Annotated in this window: 12 protein-coding genes and 1 tRNA gene; 1 reads left to right on the top strand and 12 read right to left on the bottom strand. The window is 59.7% G+C overall.

The genetic code is table 11. The features are described 5' to 3' along the window. The first annotated feature begins 230 nt into the window (after nt 1–230). A tRNA-Asn gene (locus GO007_RS15275) sits at nt 231–306 on the top strand. Nucleotides 307–608: 302 nt separating this feature from the next. Here the strand turns inward: GO007_RS15275 and GO007_RS15270 are convergent. The 12 genes from GO007_RS15270 to GO007_RS15215 all read right to left on the bottom strand — a co-directional run bounded on the left by GO007_RS15270 (nt 609) and on the right by GO007_RS15215 (nt 17,293). Next, entirely contained in the window at nt 609–1,889 is a 1,281-nt protein-coding gene (locus GO007_RS15270; protein ID WP_095101275.1) for a cytochrome P450, read from the bottom strand. Nucleotides 1,890–1,904: 15 nt separating this feature from the next. After that, nucleotides 1,905–3,641 (bottom strand): ABC transporter ATP-binding protein, encoded by a 1,737-nt coding sequence (locus tag GO007_RS15265; protein ID WP_095101273.1) that lies wholly within the window; start codon nt 3,639–3,641, stop codon nt 1,905–1,907. Further along, complete coding sequence (locus tag GO007_RS15260; RefSeq protein ID WP_095101271.1) at nt 3,632–5,395, bottom strand: ABC transporter ATP-binding protein; 1,764 nt, start codon at nt 5,393–5,395, stop codon at nt 3,632–3,634. Before GO007_RS15260 ends, GO007_RS15265 begins: the two co-directional genes overlap by 10 nt. Then, the gene (locus tag GO007_RS15255; RefSeq protein WP_095101269.1) at nt 5,373–6,848 is read right to left on the bottom strand and encodes an ABC transporter ATP-binding protein; all 1,476 of its coding nucleotides are present in this window, start codon (nt 6,846–6,848) and stop codon (nt 5,373–5,375) included. The genes GO007_RS15260 and GO007_RS15255 overlap by 23 nt, the downstream gene beginning before the upstream one ends. Continuing rightward, nucleotides 6,848–7,600 (bottom strand): ABC transporter permease, encoded by a 753-nt coding sequence (locus tag GO007_RS15250; protein WP_095101267.1) that lies wholly within the window; start codon nt 7,598–7,600, stop codon nt 6,848–6,850. Before GO007_RS15250 ends, GO007_RS15255 begins: the two co-directional genes overlap by 1 nt. Further along, nucleotides 7,597–8,544 (bottom strand): ABC transporter permease, encoded by a 948-nt coding sequence (locus tag GO007_RS15245; RefSeq protein WP_095101265.1) that lies wholly within the window; start codon nt 8,542–8,544, stop codon nt 7,597–7,599. Before GO007_RS15245 ends, GO007_RS15250 begins: the two co-directional genes overlap by 4 nt. Continuing rightward, nucleotides 8,541–10,028, bottom strand: a complete 1,488-nt coding sequence (locus tag GO007_RS15240; RefSeq protein WP_095101263.1) for an ABC transporter substrate-binding protein — start codon at nt 10,026–10,028, stop codon at nt 8,541–8,543. Before GO007_RS15240 ends, GO007_RS15245 begins: the two co-directional genes overlap by 4 nt. A 59-nt stretch (nt 10,029–10,087) precedes the next feature. Further along, nucleotides 10,088–12,286: a TonB-dependent receptor gene (locus GO007_RS15235; RefSeq protein ID WP_095101261.1), complete on the bottom strand. Its 2,199-nt coding sequence runs from the start codon at nt 12,284–12,286 to the stop codon at nt 10,088–10,090. Nucleotides 12,287–12,418: 132 nt separating this feature from the next. After that, nucleotides 12,419–13,372, bottom strand: a complete 954-nt coding sequence (locus GO007_RS15230) for a helix-turn-helix transcriptional regulator (RefSeq protein WP_095101259.1) — start codon at nt 13,370–13,372, stop codon at nt 12,419–12,421. A gap of 278 nt (nt 13,373–13,650) precedes the next feature. Continuing rightward, complete coding sequence (locus GO007_RS15225; protein ID WP_095101257.1) at nt 13,651–14,976, bottom strand: salicylate synthase; 1,326 nt, start codon at nt 14,974–14,976, stop codon at nt 13,651–13,653. 15 nt (nt 14,977–14,991) lie between these two features. Next, nucleotides 14,992–16,596, bottom strand: a complete 1,605-nt coding sequence (locus tag GO007_RS15220) for a (2,3-dihydroxybenzoyl)adenylate synthase (protein WP_095101255.1) — start codon at nt 16,594–16,596, stop codon at nt 14,992–14,994. Then, nucleotides 16,589–17,293 carry a class I SAM-dependent methyltransferase gene (locus tag GO007_RS15215; RefSeq protein ID WP_076945574.1) on the bottom strand — a complete coding sequence of 235 codons (705 nt, stop codon included), beginning with the start codon at nt 17,291–17,293 and terminating at the stop codon, nt 16,589–16,591. Before GO007_RS15215 ends, GO007_RS15220 begins: the two co-directional genes overlap by 8 nt. Between the last annotated feature and the right edge of the window lie 2 nt (nt 17,294–17,295).

Here is a 17,295-nt window from a genome sequence, read left to right as displayed (position 1 = left end):
CGGACGCGGCGTAATAAGCGATTCCGATTGCTGCAGGGGATTTTTTTGCCCGGTAAGCAGATTACGATATGCCCCATTAGGGGTACATTTGCACCATCGCGGTGCGCAGCGGCGTAAAACTGCGTGAACATCACCCGACTGCTGAAATTGTCAGCAGTCAAACTCATTCCGATGATTCAGCCTTTGACAAGGTGGAGCGCCGCCGTTAATATGCGCCCCGTTCACACGATTCCTCTGTAGTTCAGTCGGTAGAACGGCGGACTGTTAATCCGTATGTCACTGGTTCGAGTCCAGTCAGAGGAGCCAAATTCTTGTTTTCATGCCGCTTTGCGAATCCCTGTTTAATTCGAATTCAATAAGCCAGCGTGAAAGTCTTCCCGATGCATTTGCAGTTTTTCCTCCGCATCGGGAGAATCTGAGGTCAGGCGAGTTCGATAACGGAATAACCCCTGATATCTCCTGGCGACACAAAAATCCGCAGCTTAAAACCATCCGCAAACCTATTCAAAGTTTCCGATTATCACGGTCTGTATCTTTTAGCTCATCCAGGCGGTTCGCGTCCCTGGTATCCGCCACGTCGTCCTGTACTCTTTCCGCAGTAATATTTCTCAGTAACGCTTAACAAACCGCACCGGCATACTGCGAATCCCGGTGTGCTTATTGCTGCGCACCCAATTAACATCGCCATCCAGCCTGAAGCCATCCACCTGCTCCAGCAGGTGGCGCAAAATAACGCGCATTTCCAGCCTCGCCAGCTGAGCGCCAAGACAGCTATGTCCCCCGCCCCCAAATGCCATATGCAGATTTTTCTGGCGGCCAATATCGAACGCAAAAGGTTGCTCATAATAAGCATCATCCCGGTTGGCCGACGCCCACCATAACGTGACTTTCTCCCCACGGCGAATCAGCCGATCGCCGATAGTCACATCGCGCGTTGCCGTTCGACGGTTATAGGGGGTCGGTGAAGTCCAACGCAGTATTTCGTCGAGCGCTGAATTCATCAGGCCGTCGTCCTGTTGCAGGCGCAGCCACTGCTCTGGATGGTGAATAAATGCCAGAATACCGCCGGCAATGGCGTTACGCGTGGTTTCCAGCCCCGCCACCATGACCACGCTGAACACCATCAACTGCTCCAGCGGCGTCAGTTTTCCCAGCCCTTTGGGTAGCTCGCCTGTCACGGCCAGCGACACAATATCGCTGCCTGGGTTCTGGCGTTTCTCTTCGACGAACTTATGCCCGTAGGCCATAAAGTTCTTCATCCCCTGCTGGCTACTGATGCTGGTTTCCCCCAACTGACGGTCCGAATAGTCCAGCACGGCGTTAATCCACGCAAAAATCTGATGGCGATCGTCGTGTGGGATACCGACTAAACTGGCGATAGCAAACAGCGGCAGCTCTGCCGCGATGGCAGAGACGAAATCGACACGTTCCTGCTGGAGCGCGGCCTGTACGGCAGCCCCTGCTGCGGCAAACAGAACATCCTCCATCGCCGCCACACGGGCATTGGTGATGGCCGGAGCAATCAATCTGCGTAGCGCCTTATGGCGCGGATCGTCCATCATATTGATTACCGATCCCGGCCCCATTTCCCGCGGCAAATCCTCAATCATGGTGCCCCCGCCCTGCCGATCGCCGCCACCGGCGGAGGAGAAGGTGTCGTTATCTTTCGCGATGGCCGCAATGTCGTGATAGCGCGTAAACACCCAAAATCCTTCGCCATCGGGCGTTAGCGCCGTCCGGGGATGGAACAATGCCCCGTGGTGGCGACGCAGGTCGGTGAATACCTGATGTGGAAACCCGCGGCTGAACAGGTCCAGATTGGTCAGATCCACGTCAGGCAGCGGCCAAAACTGCGCGGCCTGTTCACTGTTGATAATCGCTTCGGACATCGTTACCTCCCCGGTTTATTGCAGACGCCAGCCTTCAGCACGGTTACGCGCCTGCCAGAAATCGGCATAGCGACCGCCTGCGGCCAGTAATTGCTGATGGTTGCCCTGTTCGATAATGTGCTGCCGATCCAGCACCAGAATCTGGTCAGCGTTTTGGATGGTCGAGAGCTGATGGGCAATGACCAGCAACGTACAACGATGGTGCAGAGACTGTAATCCGGCGGCGATCGCGGACTGATTCTCTGCGTCAAGAGCGCCGGTAGCCTCATCCAGCAGCAATATCGGCGCGTTTTTCAACAATGCGCGAGCGATGGCGACACGCTGGCGTTCACCGCCGGAAAGCAGGCCGCCGCCCTCGCCAACCTGACTTTGCCAGCCATCCGGCAGACGTTGCAGCAGCTCGTCCAGCCGCGCCAGCCTGACCACCTGCGCAATTTCCTGCGCATCGGCGTGCGGATTGCCAATCAATACGTTTTCCCGCAGGGTGCCGCTGAACAGATAATTGTCCTGAAAGACTGGCGCGATCAGCGACATGTGCTCGCGACTGCTTAACTGGCGCAGATCGGTGCCTCCCAGCGTAATGCTGCCGCCGTCGGGATCAAAGAAACGCGCGATCAAACGCATAAGGGTGGTTTTACCGGCGCCAGAGAGGCCCACCAGCGCCGTGGTGGTGTTGGCGGGCAGCGTAACCGACACATTTTTCAGGATCGGCCGCTCGGGTTGATAGCCAAAGGTCACGTTATGCAGCTGAATGCTGGCCTCGCCGCTGTATGGCTGCGGATCGTCGGCCTGCGGCAACGGTTGCTCGGCCAGTACCCGTTCCACCGCATCCATTTGGGCAGAGGCCATACGGATCCCGGAACCATAGGCGGCCACTTCGGTAAGGGGATCAATCACCCGGTTAATCAGCACCAGCAGCGCCAGCAGCGTGACCAGCTGCTGCGGATCGTTATCGGCCAGCCCCAGCCAGGTGACGCTGGCCATCAACGTCAGGAAACTGAGCTGCGCCAGCCAGGAGTTCGCCAGTAACGGCGGCAGCACCAGCCACAGCTGGCGTTTACTGGCCCGATTTTGCGCCACTAAGGCCGCATCAAAATTGGCATGTCCCTGTTCGCCGCAGCCGTGAGTTCGCAACACCATTTGGTTCTGCGCAAACTCAAGCATACGTTCGCTGGCTTCTGCCGTGGCATGGTGAACGGCTTCGTCCGCGGCGCGACCCAGCCTGCCCGCCCACCAGTAAACCAGCGCCACCAGCGGAAAAATCACCAGCGCGATCAGCGCGATACGCCAGTCGAAGAAAAAGGTAATCGCCACCACCACCAGCGGTGTCAAGGTGGCGCGCATTAACGGGCTTAATTGATGGGCGGGCAGCCCCAGGATTTCCATCACCCCCTGACTGAGCAGCACGCCAAGCTGGCTGGTATTGGCGGGACTGAACCAGCCCAGCGGCAGAGTCACCACATGGTCGCCAATGCGGTGACGTAAGGTATTCAGTAGCGCGATGGCCACCTTGAAGCCGCCCAACGAGGCAACGTAGTTAAGATACCAGGCGAGCAGCGTACCCAGCGTGAGCGGCAATAACCACCATGTCGCCCGCGTGATATCAGCCTGCAATAGCGCCTGGACGATCGGCACGACCATCGCAAAAGCGATCCCCTGCACCAGGCAGAAAAGCACCATCAGGATCAGGTAACGTCGCAGAACCCTGGCGTTATCATTGCCCAGCAGTGACGAGAGACGGGTCAGCAGCATACCTCCTCCTTTGATGGTGAGAACTGCGCCTGCCACAGACGCGCGTATTCCCCCTTGTTAGCCAGCAGCTGGCTATGCGTTCCCTGTTCCGCAATACGTCCCTGCGCCAGCACCACGATATTATCGGCGTTAACCACCGTCGCGAGGCGGTGAGCCACCACCAGCAGCGAGCGGTTACCCTGTTGAGAAATGAGCCGGGAGAGCGTGTCCTGAATGGCGGCTTCTGATTCGGCATCAGCCTGTGCCGTGGCTTCATCCAGCACCAGCAGCTGCGGCTCCTTGAGTAGCGCTCTGGCAATACTCAGGCGCTGCGCTTCCCCGCCCGACAGGCGGGCATCTTCGCCATAGACCGACTGATAGCCGCGCGGCAATTGCAGAATGCGTTGATGGATATTGGCTGCCTGCGCCGCGGCAATCACTTGCCGATCGGTTGCCTGCGGATGACCCAGGGCAATGTTGTCTCTGATGCTGAGTCGCAGCAGTCGTACCTCCTGAAAGACACAGCCAATCTGGCGATAGAGATGGTCGGTCGCGATATTCGCCAGATCGACACCCCCCAGCATAATCCGCCCAGCGTCGGGTTCGGCAAAGCGCAGGAGTAACTTCGCCAGCGTTGATTTGCCCGCCCCGGATGCGCCAACCAGCGCCGTTACCGTACCGGGTTCCAGCCTCAGCGAGATGTCATGCAGAATCTGGCGTTCGGGCCCGTAGCTGAAGCTGACGCGATCAAAACGCACCTGGTTGCCCGCATTGAGCATCACCCGCTCCGGCTCCTTTTGTTGAGGGATCGCCAGTAACCCGGCCAGGCGAGTAAAAGCCCCCTTCGCCATCTGCAGCGACTGTGCGCTGCTGCTTAACGTGCCAATAGGCACCGAGATCCCCAGCCCCAGCACCGCAAACGGCAGGAGTTGCCAGATATCCATCCAGCCGAAATGAATAAAGGTGACGCCGCCAACCAGCACCAACAGCAATAAGGTGATCGGCGCGATAATCACCCCTGAGAGACTTTCCGGTTTGATCAGCGGGCGCACCCAGTCGAGAAAGAAATCGCGAAAGCTGTCTACCGCCCGGCGATATGCCTGATGAGCAACGCCATGCTGGCCGAAGGTTTTCACCACCGGAATGCCCTGGACAAACTCCACCACCGAGCGATTGACCTGCTCCAGCTCCTGGCCGTATTCCGCCATTTTGGCCTGACTGGCACGCATAATCTGGCGATAGAGCAGAAAAAAGAACGGTAGCGGAATCAAGGTAATCAGCGTCATCCGCCAATCGATGAACAGCAGGTAGCCGTAGACGCACAGAAGGGTGGCGGCGGCGTTTGCCAGATTCAGATAGGAGTGCGCCACCAGGTGATGAATGGCGGTCACGTCATCCTGCATACCCTGCTTAATCCTGCCGCTGCTGTTGGCGCTGAACCAACTGAGCGGCGCGTGCGCCATACGACGCGCTAACTGGCGGCGCAGCCACAAGGAGAATGCATTATCAGCGAGGTGCGTCGTGAGATCGGCCAGCCCGCGCAACGCCAATCCTCCGCCCAGGCAGAAAGCGGATATTTTCACGATATGCCAGGCCAGGGCCGCGCGATCTGCCTGCGCGCTCATCAGCACCCGCGCCAGTTCAGTCAGACCAATCAGCGGGGCCAGCACCAGCGCCGATGAACCCACCTGAAGTACCACCGCCAGCGCAATCCAGCCGCGAACCGGTCGTAATAGCCCGACCTGCTGAGGTTCAGTCTCGCATGTTGAAGTCATCACAAATCTCCTTGTCAAACACCGCGCCTGAATCAGCATCATCGCTGCTGAGATGCAGACCTGCGGTGCAAATCTGTCTGGCTGCCGGTAAATCATGGGTAATAAAAAGCACTGCCATGCCCTGCGTCAGTAGCTGACTCAGCAGTTGCAGAATCGTGCGGGTGCTGAGCACATCCAGCGCCGAGGTCACTTCATCGCAGATAAGCACGCTGGGCTGACCTGCCAGCGCCCGCGCCAGCGCCACGCGCTGCTGTTCGCCGCCAGAGAGCTCTCGTGGCAAGCGGCGGGCGTAATCGCCGGGCAGTCCGACCTGGTGCAGCAGCGCGGCCACGCTGCCTGGGTGGGATAATCGGTACCGATCGAGCGCCTGCTGTAGCTGTTGTCCAACGCTGCATAGCGGGTGCAGCGAATGGGCTGGGTCCTGAGGCACCAGCGCGATGGCGCGCTGCTGTTCGCGAGAGCGCCGGCGCACATCGCTCGCCAGCGCTCGATCGCCAAGGGTGATAGCGCCCTGATGGGGTGGATTTAGACCCGCCAGCGATCGCGCGAGGGTGCTTTTGCCAATGCCGGATGGCCCGGTGACCGCAAGGCACTGCCCCGGATGCAGCGCGAAACTCAGCTCTGGCAACGCGGTCTGTCGGGAATGCCCCGGATGCCAGCGCGAAACCCGCAGCAGTGGCTCACCCTGAGTGGCTACCGGTCGCGGCCAGGTCACAGGAGACAACCACGCGCGCAGCAGCGGGCTTTGGGGAGCGGCGAAAAGCTGCCGGGTGTCGCCATATTCCAGCAGCTGCCCGTTATGCAGTACCAGCATCCGCTGCGCTATCTCCGCCACGGCGCTGAGTTGGTGACCGATCAGCAACAGGGCAAAGCGATATTGCCGCTGTAACTGACGCAGTTCCGCCATCATCTGCTCACGATGTCGCCGATCTAATCCGGCGAAGGGCTCATCGAGAATGAGGAGCTGCGGGCGCTTCAATAACACCCGAGCGAGGGCGACCCGACGACGCTGCCCGCCGGAAAGCTGGTGGGGGAAACGTTGCAGGAAAGCGTTATCCTGCGGCAATCCGAGTGAAGCCAGCACCTCGCTAATGGCGTTGGCATCGCCATGATGAAATTCATTAAGCTGACGCCGCACCGACATACCTGGCGTCAGCTCCTGTGCCGGGTCCTGGCCGAGCCAGGCGGTATGCCTGAATCTGAGCTGCCGGAGCTGGCGAGGCGTCGCCTGCAATACCTCGCATCCGCAGCAGATAATCTGCCCGCCGGCGTGGCGCTGCCCGGAGGTCAGGTCACCCAGCAGCGCGCGCCCAAGGGTACTTTTCCCTGCCCCGCTGCTGCCAATCAGCGCCAGCGAACCACCCGCGGCCAGCTCAAAGTTAATGTCCTGCAACACCGCATCGCCCTGCGGGTTGCGGATCGTCAGGCCGGAAACCTGCACCACCCAACGCATCAGCCCTTGCTCCAGCGGTCAGTCTGCAAACTCATCGCCACCACCACCAGCGCGATACCAAGCGCAGGTAACAGCGCCGCCCAGGGATTGAGCATCAGTCCGGGCAACCCGTCGCGCACCATTGACGCCCAGTCGATCCCGCCGGGAGTGGCGATACCGAGAAAACTGGCCGAGGCGAGCAGGTAAATCGCAGCGACTAAACGGGTTGTCCCATCTGCCAGGATACCGGGAACAATCACCGGCAGGACTTCGCGCCATAACAGTAACGGCAGCGCATCGCCTGCCGCACGCGCGACCTCGACATAACCGGTATCGAGGACGGGATCCGCCAGCGAACGTACGTAGCGCAGGGTAAAAGGGATATTGAGTAACGTAATCCCGATCAACAGCGCGACCTGCCCGTTGCCAAAGGCATAGATCACCCCAATCAGTACCAGCAGCGGGGGCATGTACAGTAGCGGGTCCAGTAACACCACCAGCCTTCTGCCGCGATCGGGCAAAGCAACCAGCAGCAGCGCACACAGGCTGCCTAAAAATGAGGAGCACAATGCGCACAACAGGGGGAACAGCAGAATATTGCGACCACCGCTCAGCAGCCGGCTCAAGACATCCCGCCCCAGGCCATCGCTGCCCAGCCACAGTCTTTCATCCGGCAGTTGCCAGGCCAGACCGAGGCTACGCTGTGGGTTATAGGGGGCCAGCCACGGACTACAGATAATCAGGGCAATCATCAATAAAGCGACGATTCTCACGAGCGCCTCCGCCAGGGATCGAGCCAGACCGCCAGGATATCCGCCGCGAACCAACACAGGGCGGTAATCAGCGCCAGCAGCATCGCCACCCCCTGAAGCAAAATGGCATCACGGGTATTCAGCGCCGTCAGCAGCAGCTCGCCGAGGCCGGGAAAGCCAAATACGCGTTCCACCACCACGGCGCCGCCAATCAGGTAGGGTAAACTGGCGGCAAATAACTGGGCCAGCGGCCCCGCGGCCTGAGGCAGCAAATGGCGGGCCACCAGAGTCAGCCCGTGCACGCCGTTAAGGCGGGCGCTAAGAATGTTGGGTGCGGCAGTCAGCCTTATCAACGAGGCGCGTATCATACGCAGCAAATAACAGCCGCCGATCAGTGCCAGAGTCAACGCGGGGAGAACCAGAATCGACCACTGGTCGCTGATATTGCCGGAAGCCGGCAGCAGGGATACCGCCGGGAACCACCCCGCCCCAACCGCCAACAGCAGGATCATCAGCGTGGCAACAATAAATTCCGGGGTGCTTAATCCACTCATCGCGATGAATGACAGCAACCGGTCCTGCCAGCGATCGCGATGCATCGCCGCCAGCACACCGCCGGTGCCTCCCAGCAGCAGCATCCCGCAGGCGGCCAGCAGCGCCAGCAGCCCGCTCCGCCGTGCGGCGGGAGCGATAATATCGGCTACCGGTTGTTGGCTGGTCAAAGAGATGCCGGGATCGCCGCGCAGAATACCGCTAAGCCACTGCCAGTACCTTGCGGCGACGGGCCGATCGAGGCCGAACTGATGCCGTAGCGTCTGCAACGCCTGCGGGGTGGCGCGTTCGCCCAATGCCTGCACTGCGGCATCTCCGGGCGCCAGCGCCAGGGTGAAGAAGATCAACATGCTCGCCAGCCACAGCAGCAGCAGAGTGCTGAGCAGACGCCAGAGGACAAATCTGGCCATCATTGGCCGGCCGCCATCCGGGCGCTGCGGAACAGGGGGATCCCCTGGTTGAGCTCAACGCCCTGCAAAGCCGTCACCGCCGCCGAAAGCTGATCGCGATACCCCCAGAGCAAATACGGCCCCTGTTGCCACAACTGTTGTTGTAACTGGTCGAGTTGCTGCTGTTGGCGCTGCGGATCGAGCGTTTTACGCGCCTGCTCAACCCCTGCCGCAAAATCGTCCGGATACCACCCGCCATAGTTATAGGGGTTGTCATCACCGAACAGCATCGGGATCGCCGCCAGGAAGGGGCGATTTAACGCATACATCGATAACATCTGCGCCTGATGGAGACGTGAAATATCCCCCAGATAATCAGCCGCAGCCACCGTCTCAACCCTGAGGGTAACGCCCACGTCGGCCAGCTGCTGGCGTAATAGTTCTGCCGCGTCGTTCAGCCCTGGGGTCAGATCGGCGGTCAGCAAGGTCAGCTGCGTGATCCCTTTTTTGCGCAGCAGCGCCTGCGCCTCGGTAGCATCGGTCTGGCGCTGAGGGAGCTGGTTGTCAAAACCACTGAGCCCCTGGCCGAAAACGTCATTCCCGCGATAGCCATAGCCGCCGAGGACCACATCAAGCAGCTGCTGACGGTTCACCAGCGTTTTCAGCGCCTGCCGGACCTCAACGTCGTCAAACGGTTTTACCCTGGTATTCATGGCAAAGTAATAACCGCTGGCATTCGCCACACCGCTGCGGATGATTTGCCAGCCCTGGCGTCCGTCTACGCTGCGGGCGCTGCTGACCGGTATATCAAAGGCATAGTCTGCCGCGCCGCTCAGCAGCGCGTTCACCCGCGCCGTGGCATCGGCCAGCGGGCGAATTTCAATGCGATCAAACCACGCCGCAGGATGCCATGCATAAGGGTTGCGGCTGAGCAACGCCCCGTTCTGTGCATTGAAGGAGGTGACCTGATACGGGCCGCTGCATACCGGGATCGCCGCATCGCCCCGCCCCTGTTTCCATACCATACTGGCGGCGGTCAGCACGGTGGTGACCAGATCGGCACGTGGCCGGGTAAGAACCAGCTCCAGCGCTTCGGCATTAACAACATGGCTGGCCTGCATATCGACATCGCTGAAGAATCCGGCAAAACCGGGAGAGGCGGCCAGAAAGCGCAGGCTCGCCAGCGCATCATCAGCAGTCAGCGGCGATCCATCGGAAAAGCGCACCCCGGAACGCAGTGAGACGGTCCAGCGCGTGGCATCCTGATTGGGGGTAATGGCACGACTCAACTGATAGTCGGGACTGCCCTGCCTATCCGCCACCAGCACATCGCAGACATTGCCGGTCACTACCCAGGGGTAATAGGTTTGCGCGCGCCCGTAATCGAGCGTTTCGCTCTGGCTGCCCAACATCACCACCCGGAGAGTACGCTCAGCGGCAGCCTGCGCGGCGGGCAGAGCCATTGTCACACCCAGGAACAGCCACCCTGACAGGCGTAATTTCATCATATTTGCATCCGGGAAAACTGAATGACGCGCCCGGATACCAATCCGGGCGCAGCGCGTAATCAGAATTTTATTTGCGTGCCGACGCCCAACACACGTCCATGTCCAACGGTGACCGCCTCGCTGCCCGGGCCGTAGTACAGACCAATGTACTGCGGACGTTCATCCGTCAGGTTTTGACCAAAGACATAGACATCAAAGGAGGAGAATTCCAGACCCACTTTGGCGTTGTAGAGTTGGTAGGCATCAAGCTTGAAGTGGCCGCCGACATCCGCTTCACGACTGCCGACATACTGATGCTGCGCCAGGGCGAAGATATTGGCTTCCGGCAGCCCCAGCCAGGCGGCAGAATCATAGTATTGCAGCGTCAGGTTGGTGTTGAATTTCGGTACCGCCGGTACCCGGTTGCCATCGCGTGCGCCGGATGAGGCCGCGACATCATCCGAAACATTACGTAGTTCCGTATGGGTGTAACCCGCCCCGCCGCTGACCTTCCAGTGCTCAGCCAGCTGCAGCGAGCCTTCCAGCTCCACGCCATAGTTACGGGTATCCATCGGCTTCGGCACAAAGGTGAATGACGCGGAATCCAGCGCGAACAGGTTTTCATCTTTTACGATGTTATAGAACAACGAGGCGTTCAGTTCGGCACGCCCGTCCAGGAAACGGTTTTTGCTGCCGATCTCGTAGCTCCAGGAAGAGGAATCCTTATAAGGCTCATCCTTCAAGCCGCTGGGTGCGTTGTTGGTAAAATTAGGGAAACCGCCGCTTTTCGCGCCGCGTGCGACGCTGGTATAGATCGTCGAGTCATCGGTCAGGTCATAACTCAGCGCCGCGCGGCCTGTCACCATGTCGTAATTCAGCACCCCGCTTTGATTGAAGGAGGCCACCGTCCCGGGGAAACCGTTGGAACGATACAGCGATTCATAGCTTTTACGGTCGTGGGTGTAGCGACCGCCTAACGTCCCTTTCAGTTTCTCGGAGCCAAACAGCGGTACCGTCACCTCGCCAAAAGCGGCATAGCTGTTGGTGGTGTAATCCCCGTTACGCGTACCGTTGGTGGAAGCGAAGAACGCGGAATCATATTTGGTGGTCAGCTTGTAGCTGTCATGCAGATAGTTGATGCCGCCGACCCAGACAATATCCGCGTCATCGAGGCTACTCAGGCGCAGCTCCTGGTACAGGCTGTTCTGGCTTTCGTCATAAGTACTCCAGTCGGTGGCTGGAATAAACGCCGACGTCGGCATACCGAACACTTTGCTATACGTCAGCGCCTCGGAGTTATTGGTCAGGTTTTTAAAATCGTAATGGTTCACCGCGGATACGGAGGTGAACTGCATCCGATCAAGCTGACGGCTGGCGGTTAATGACAGACCGGAAATCTCGCGATCGACCCAGCCTTTAGGAGTCAGCTCTACCGTGGGGAAGTTCGGGCCATTTTTGAGAATGAAGTTTGACGGCGTGTTGTTGTCCCGCTCGTAGTTGCCGGTCAGCACGAAGCGGGTACGGTCGTCGGGGGTGAAGACCAGCGAACCACGGAACACCCCGGTTTCCACCTTGCCCAGCTTGCCACCCGGCGCATTGTTATCCACATCGGCGCCCAGGTTGGAATAGGCGGCGGAGAAGCGCCCGCCCAGGCGGTCCTCAATCAGTGGCCCGGAAACCGTCAGCTGGCCCACGTTCTCGGATTCGCTGTTCAGGCCCGCTTCCGCACGCAATGTGCCTTCAAAGGTATCGCCAGGCTGGCGCGTGGTGATGTTAATCGCCCCCGCCTGCGCATTGCGTCCAAACACCGTGCCCTGCGGGCCGCGCAAGACTTCAATCCGTTCAACATCCAGGAAACGCAGATCCGAACCGAAGGCCGGTTGCGGCACGCCATCGATATAGGTCACGACCGACGTATCATCAAAGCCGAGCGGCTGGGCCATCGGCCCGACCCCACGGATCGACATATAGGTTGAGCGCATATCCCCCAGCGAGCTGAAGCTGATGTTTGGCACGTCACGGATTAAGTGCTCCACATCATCAATGCGGCGATCGCCCAGCGTCTGGCGATCGAACAAGGTCATGCTGACCGGGACTTTCAACGGATCCTCTTTCACCTTACGGGCTGTCACCACCAGGGTTTCTTCTTTTTTGCTATCGGTGGTTTGTTCCGCGGTAAAAGCCGGGGCTGAAATCGCCAGACCGCACAGCAGGCAGAGCGGTTTAATGGTGGCAGGTAGATTTTGTTTTAAGCGAAGCTGGTGTGAACTGGTGCGCATGACCATCCCCATGGTGCTGAAACAGAAACAAAAAAATCGTTTTATATCTGTCACAATTATATGGGGGTGGTCATACGACACCCTAGTTAACTCAGCTATGAGCAAAGCCAAATGAGTTATGTTTTCAGCCAGTCAGAGGCTGAGAGAGTCGCGCGGGGGCATACCAAATTTGCGCCGATAGGCCGTTGAAAAGTTACTGGGATGCTGATAACCAACATAGTAGGCGGCCTGCTTTACCGTCCACCCTTCTGACTCTAATCCCTGGCGGGCACGGGTCAGGCGCTGGTCGCGCAGGAAGGCGAAAACCGACTGCCCCATGACCGCCTGGAACTTACTTTTCAGGGCGCTGACGCTGATGCCAACATCACGCGCCAGGTCACACAGGCAATGGTTGCAGTCCAGTTCCGTGACCAGCTTATCCCGCACTTTCAGCATCCGCGTCACATCGCGATGCGGCGCCATCACCCCCACCTGAGGTAAATCCGGATTCGCCGCGCGCAGCACCTGGGCCATCAGATCCAGTACGCAGCTATGGGTCTGTAGCCGACCAATCACGCAGTTATCGCAAAAGCCAAACAGCTCATTGGCCCGATCGATGGTGTACTGCGGGATGATTAAGCTGAAGACATGGTTACGTTGCAAAATACGTTCGACCTGATCCGCCAGCTCTTTATCGCTGATACGATCCGGCGCCGCCTGAATCACCAGGCTGCGGCAATGATGTCCACGTGGATTGCGGCACCACAGGCGCATACGATCTTTGGTGGCAATCACCTTCGCCATGCCCCTTTCCGCCGGCAACGGACTGCCGTCATCAAGATGATAGTTGGGTTCATCGCCGCCGAGCGTCAGTAAAATAGTCAAACAATGGTGAAGCGTGCCGCTGCGATGGTCGTCACCGTTGGCGGTCAGCTCATTGAGACAGAGGTTGACGCCGTAGGGCAGCGTGACCGTTTTGATTGTCCCTTCAAACTCGCCAGACTGACGAACCGAGCAGTTGGTATTTGCCAGCTCGTAGTCGTAGCCCCATTTGTGCGCCATATCGGTTAACTGCTGCAGAGAATGTAACTGGTGAGTGGATTGCATAAAAAACCCTCTTTTGTAAGTACCCGGCTGGCGAACTCGCCAGGTGCTTAGTTCCCGAAACGAAACTCAGGGAATCATCATACTGGGGTTTATAAATATGTAAATAATAATCATTATCAATTGATGACGCTTTCCTGACACTCTCCCCATACAACAAACAAACCGGTCAGACGCTATGATAGCCGCGCCCTCCTCAGCCGAAGAGGGCGCATCCGCAACAGGTTAATTAACCAGAAAATACCAATAGATCTCGTGCCAGTTGAGTCAGGCGTCATCCATCATTTCGCCTGCGAAACCACCAGGTAAGGCGCCACGCTGGAAAGTTTTTCGCAGGTCTCCGTCAGCTCACGTAATGCGTTCGACTGAGCAATCACCCCGGCCCCGGCCTGGATCCAGCTTCTCTGCGCATCCTGAAATGCGCTACGCAGAACCAGTGCCGCCTCGAACGAGCGATCGCCTTCCAGCATCAGTATCGCGCCGGAGTAAAGCTCACGCGGCATCGCTTCCAGGCGAAGGATGGCAGCCAGTGCCGGGAGCTTAGGAATACCGGATGCGGTGATCGCCGGGAACAGCACATCAAAAGCGTCCCAGGCATCGCGCCCCGACGCCAGTTTGCCGCACACCTGAGATCCCAGATGTTGCACACTCCCCCTTTCGCGTACCGACATCAGGTCGGTGACCGCCACGGAGTCACGCACGCACAGCGTTTCCAGCTCCCCAATCGCCGCTTTGACCGAGATAACGTGTTCCACAATCTCTTTGCTATCGCTTTGCAGCTCAGCCCGATTGTAAGCATCTTCACCCGCCGAACCGGATAGCGCGCGGGTGCCAGCCAGAGGTTCGCTGGTGACGATATCCTGCTCCACCGTCACCACCATCTCCGGGCTAAAACCGGTCGCGGCAAACGCCCCCTGCTGCAGCAGGAAACTGCGTGCCGGGGTATTGGACATTCTCCCGCGCCAGAGGGTAGCGGGCATGTCGATGCGCTCGGCAAGCGCCAGAGCGCGCGACACAATCACCTTGGTGTATTCGCCGGCGGCGATCTCTTCAAGCGCGCGTGTCACCTGGTGCTGATAATCTTTGCCCTGCGCGGTCAGATCGGCCAGCAGCGCGCCGCCAGCCGGTGCCGGTAAGATGTCCTGTAATTGCCGGGCGAGGCGCTGGCATTGGTCAGCACTCTGCGCCAGGATCGTCACTTCCCCCGCGTCAAAAACCAGTTCATCACGCGGCACCAGGAGAGACAGCAGTGGCCACTCGCCGGCCGGAAACGCGATCCCACGAATGTAGGCCGCGTAATTAAATCCGGCCATACCGAAGACGCGTTGCCCTGCGCTGGCATGTTGCGCACGGAACTGACGGGCGTAATCCGCCAGCGATGAGGTGACGGGCGCTGTCTGACAGCCCTCTTCGCTCTCGGTTATGGCCTGCGAGCCATCGGGTGAAAGGGTTAAACTCGCCCGTTTACCCAGGCCCACATACCAGCATGGTGGCCGTTCATAGACATAGTAATCCTCCGTCGGATTCTGCCGGATAAGGCTGACAATCGCGGCCAGCGTCCGATCTGCAGGCAGGTTGAGTCGAAGTTCGGTGCGTGTATCCGTCATGTTGACTCCTGAAAGTTAAACCGCCAGCCGGGCTGCCAGCGCTTGTTTATTGATTTTGCCAATCGGCGTCAGCGGGAAAGCATCAACCAGCGTCAGCCGATCCGGCCATTTAAATGGCGCGACCTGCTGCTGTTCAAGAAACGCCCGCATCTCGGCCAGCGTGAGAGGGGAATGGGCGATGACGACCGCATGGATCGCTTCCTGCTGCTCTCCGACCGCATCCGCCAGCACCGTCACGTCGCGTACCAGCGGATGCGCCCGCAGGCACTCCTCGATTTCATCGGCGGCGACCGACTCCCCGTGGCGGTTGATCGTGTCGCGGGTTCGCCCCTCCACCAGCAGCTCGCCGCCTGGCAACTGCCGTACCCGGTCGCCGCTGCGGTAGAACCCCCCGGCGGCAAACGCCCGACGATTGTGTTCAGGCGCGCGATAGTAGCCGCGGATGGTGTAAGGCCCGCGAACCAGCAATTCCCCGGCCTGTCCGCTAATCACCGGCAGGCCCTGCTCGTCAACCACCCGGATCTCATCATCGTCGCATAGCGGTCGGCCCTGCGTGGTGGTAATCAGCTCAGGTGAGTCATCCAGTCGCGTGTAGTTCAGCAGCCCTTCCGCCATGCCAAACACCTGCTGCAGCTGGCATCCCCACCGGGCCAGCAGCTGGCGGGCGGCATCGGCTCCCAGCCTCGCGCCCCCCACCTGAACCAGCCTCAGCGAGCTAAGGTCGGGTTGTTCCCACTCCGCCGCTTCCAGCCATAACGTTGCCAGCGAAGGGACCAGCGCCGTGAGCGTCACGCGGTGCTGATGAATCGCGTCAAACGCGTCCTCAGCGGCGACGGTGGCCGGGACCACCACGCAGCCTCCGCGGGAAAAGATCCCGAGGATGCCCGGACAGGCGAGGGGAAAGTTATGCGCCATTGAAAGCACGGCCAGGTAACGGTCATCCGGCTGGACGTGGCAAAGCGCGGCGCTGGCGCGGAAGTTGTAGTGATAATCGGCATGGGTGCGGGGGATCAGCTTGGGTAAGCCGGTTGTACCGCCGGAAAGCAGCAGCAAAGCAATATGCTGGGGCGCATCGCCGGGAGGCAATTCCTCTATCGCCGGAGCCTGGCTGGCGGCAAAACGCTGCTCCGCCGTTGAGAGCAGGCTATGACAGTCGGGTGCCTTAGCGCGCAGGCTCTGCGCCTCAATTCCCGCCTGTTCGGCGTCACTCAGGAACCAGCGCGCCTGCGCCAGCTCCACCACGCGCAGGATTTCACGCTGGCGGTGAGCCGGCAACATCAGCACGGGCACCGCCCCGTTGAGGATCGCCGCGAACAAGGCCACCACGAAATCGGCCCCGTTGGGCAACTGAATAACGACCGTTTCCCCGCTTTGCATCCCTCGCCGCCTGAGTTCACCGGCGAAACGACATGCCTGGTTGATTAACTGGTGATAACTCCAGCTGCGGCCCGGTTCGATCAGGGCGGTTCGGTCACCATACTGCCGCCATTGCAGAATCAACTGACCGAGCGTTTCCGGCTGCCAGTAGCCGCGTTGCGTATAGCGCTCGGCCAACGCCACCGGCCAGCGCATCTCCTCCGGCAGGATACGACGATCGGGGGAGGCAATCGGTTCAGACATACAGCACCCCCGCCTGCGCAGTCAGACGTTCAGCATGCAGCCCGGTTTCGCGGGCGAGATCGTCCAGGCCAAAGGTATGCCAGACGCTCCGGTTACGGATCACCTGCGTGGCGCAGGGTCCGCCGCTAACCGTCCAGCATGAAGTCAGCAGCATGGTGTCGTTGGGTCCAGGCTCACCCTCGAGGGTCGCGTGATAGTGACGCTGGCCGATCGTTTCACTGGCCAACGTCATCGTCGGCAATACCATCGGTTTTTCGACCGGCAGCAGCTCCACGAACACCGGCGCGCCGGGTGCGAGCCGCGGCAGCAATATTGACCACAGCGCCTGACGCGCCTCCGTCGTCAGGTGTCCCAGCACCCCGAAGGCCACGACCGCGCCCAGCCGCTCGGGTAGCTGCAGCTTGTCCACCGTGTCCGGGATAATCGTGACGCGCCGCCGCAGCTCCGGCCTTTGCGCCACGCAATGGGTCAGCACCGCGCGCATGGCCGGGGCTGGCTCCACCGCCAGAATATCCACCAGCGGCACGGTTTCGGCTATCGCCTGCACCGTTCGTCCGGTGCCAGCGCCGATATCCAGCACCGGGTCGTGAATATCGGTGAATGCCGACAGCCGCTCACGCAGCGCGGTTTCACCCGCGGAGTGCGCGCGACCAACCAGATCGTAAAACTCAGCGACCGGCGAGTAGAAGTCTTCCATAG

The sequence above is a fragment of the Klebsiella sp. 10-1 genome, from assembly GCF_009758445.1.
Classification (GTDB): Bacteria; Pseudomonadota; Gammaproteobacteria; order Enterobacterales; family Enterobacteriaceae; genus Klebsiella; species Klebsiella scottii.
This window is presented reverse-complemented; position numbering and strand designations above follow the sequence as displayed.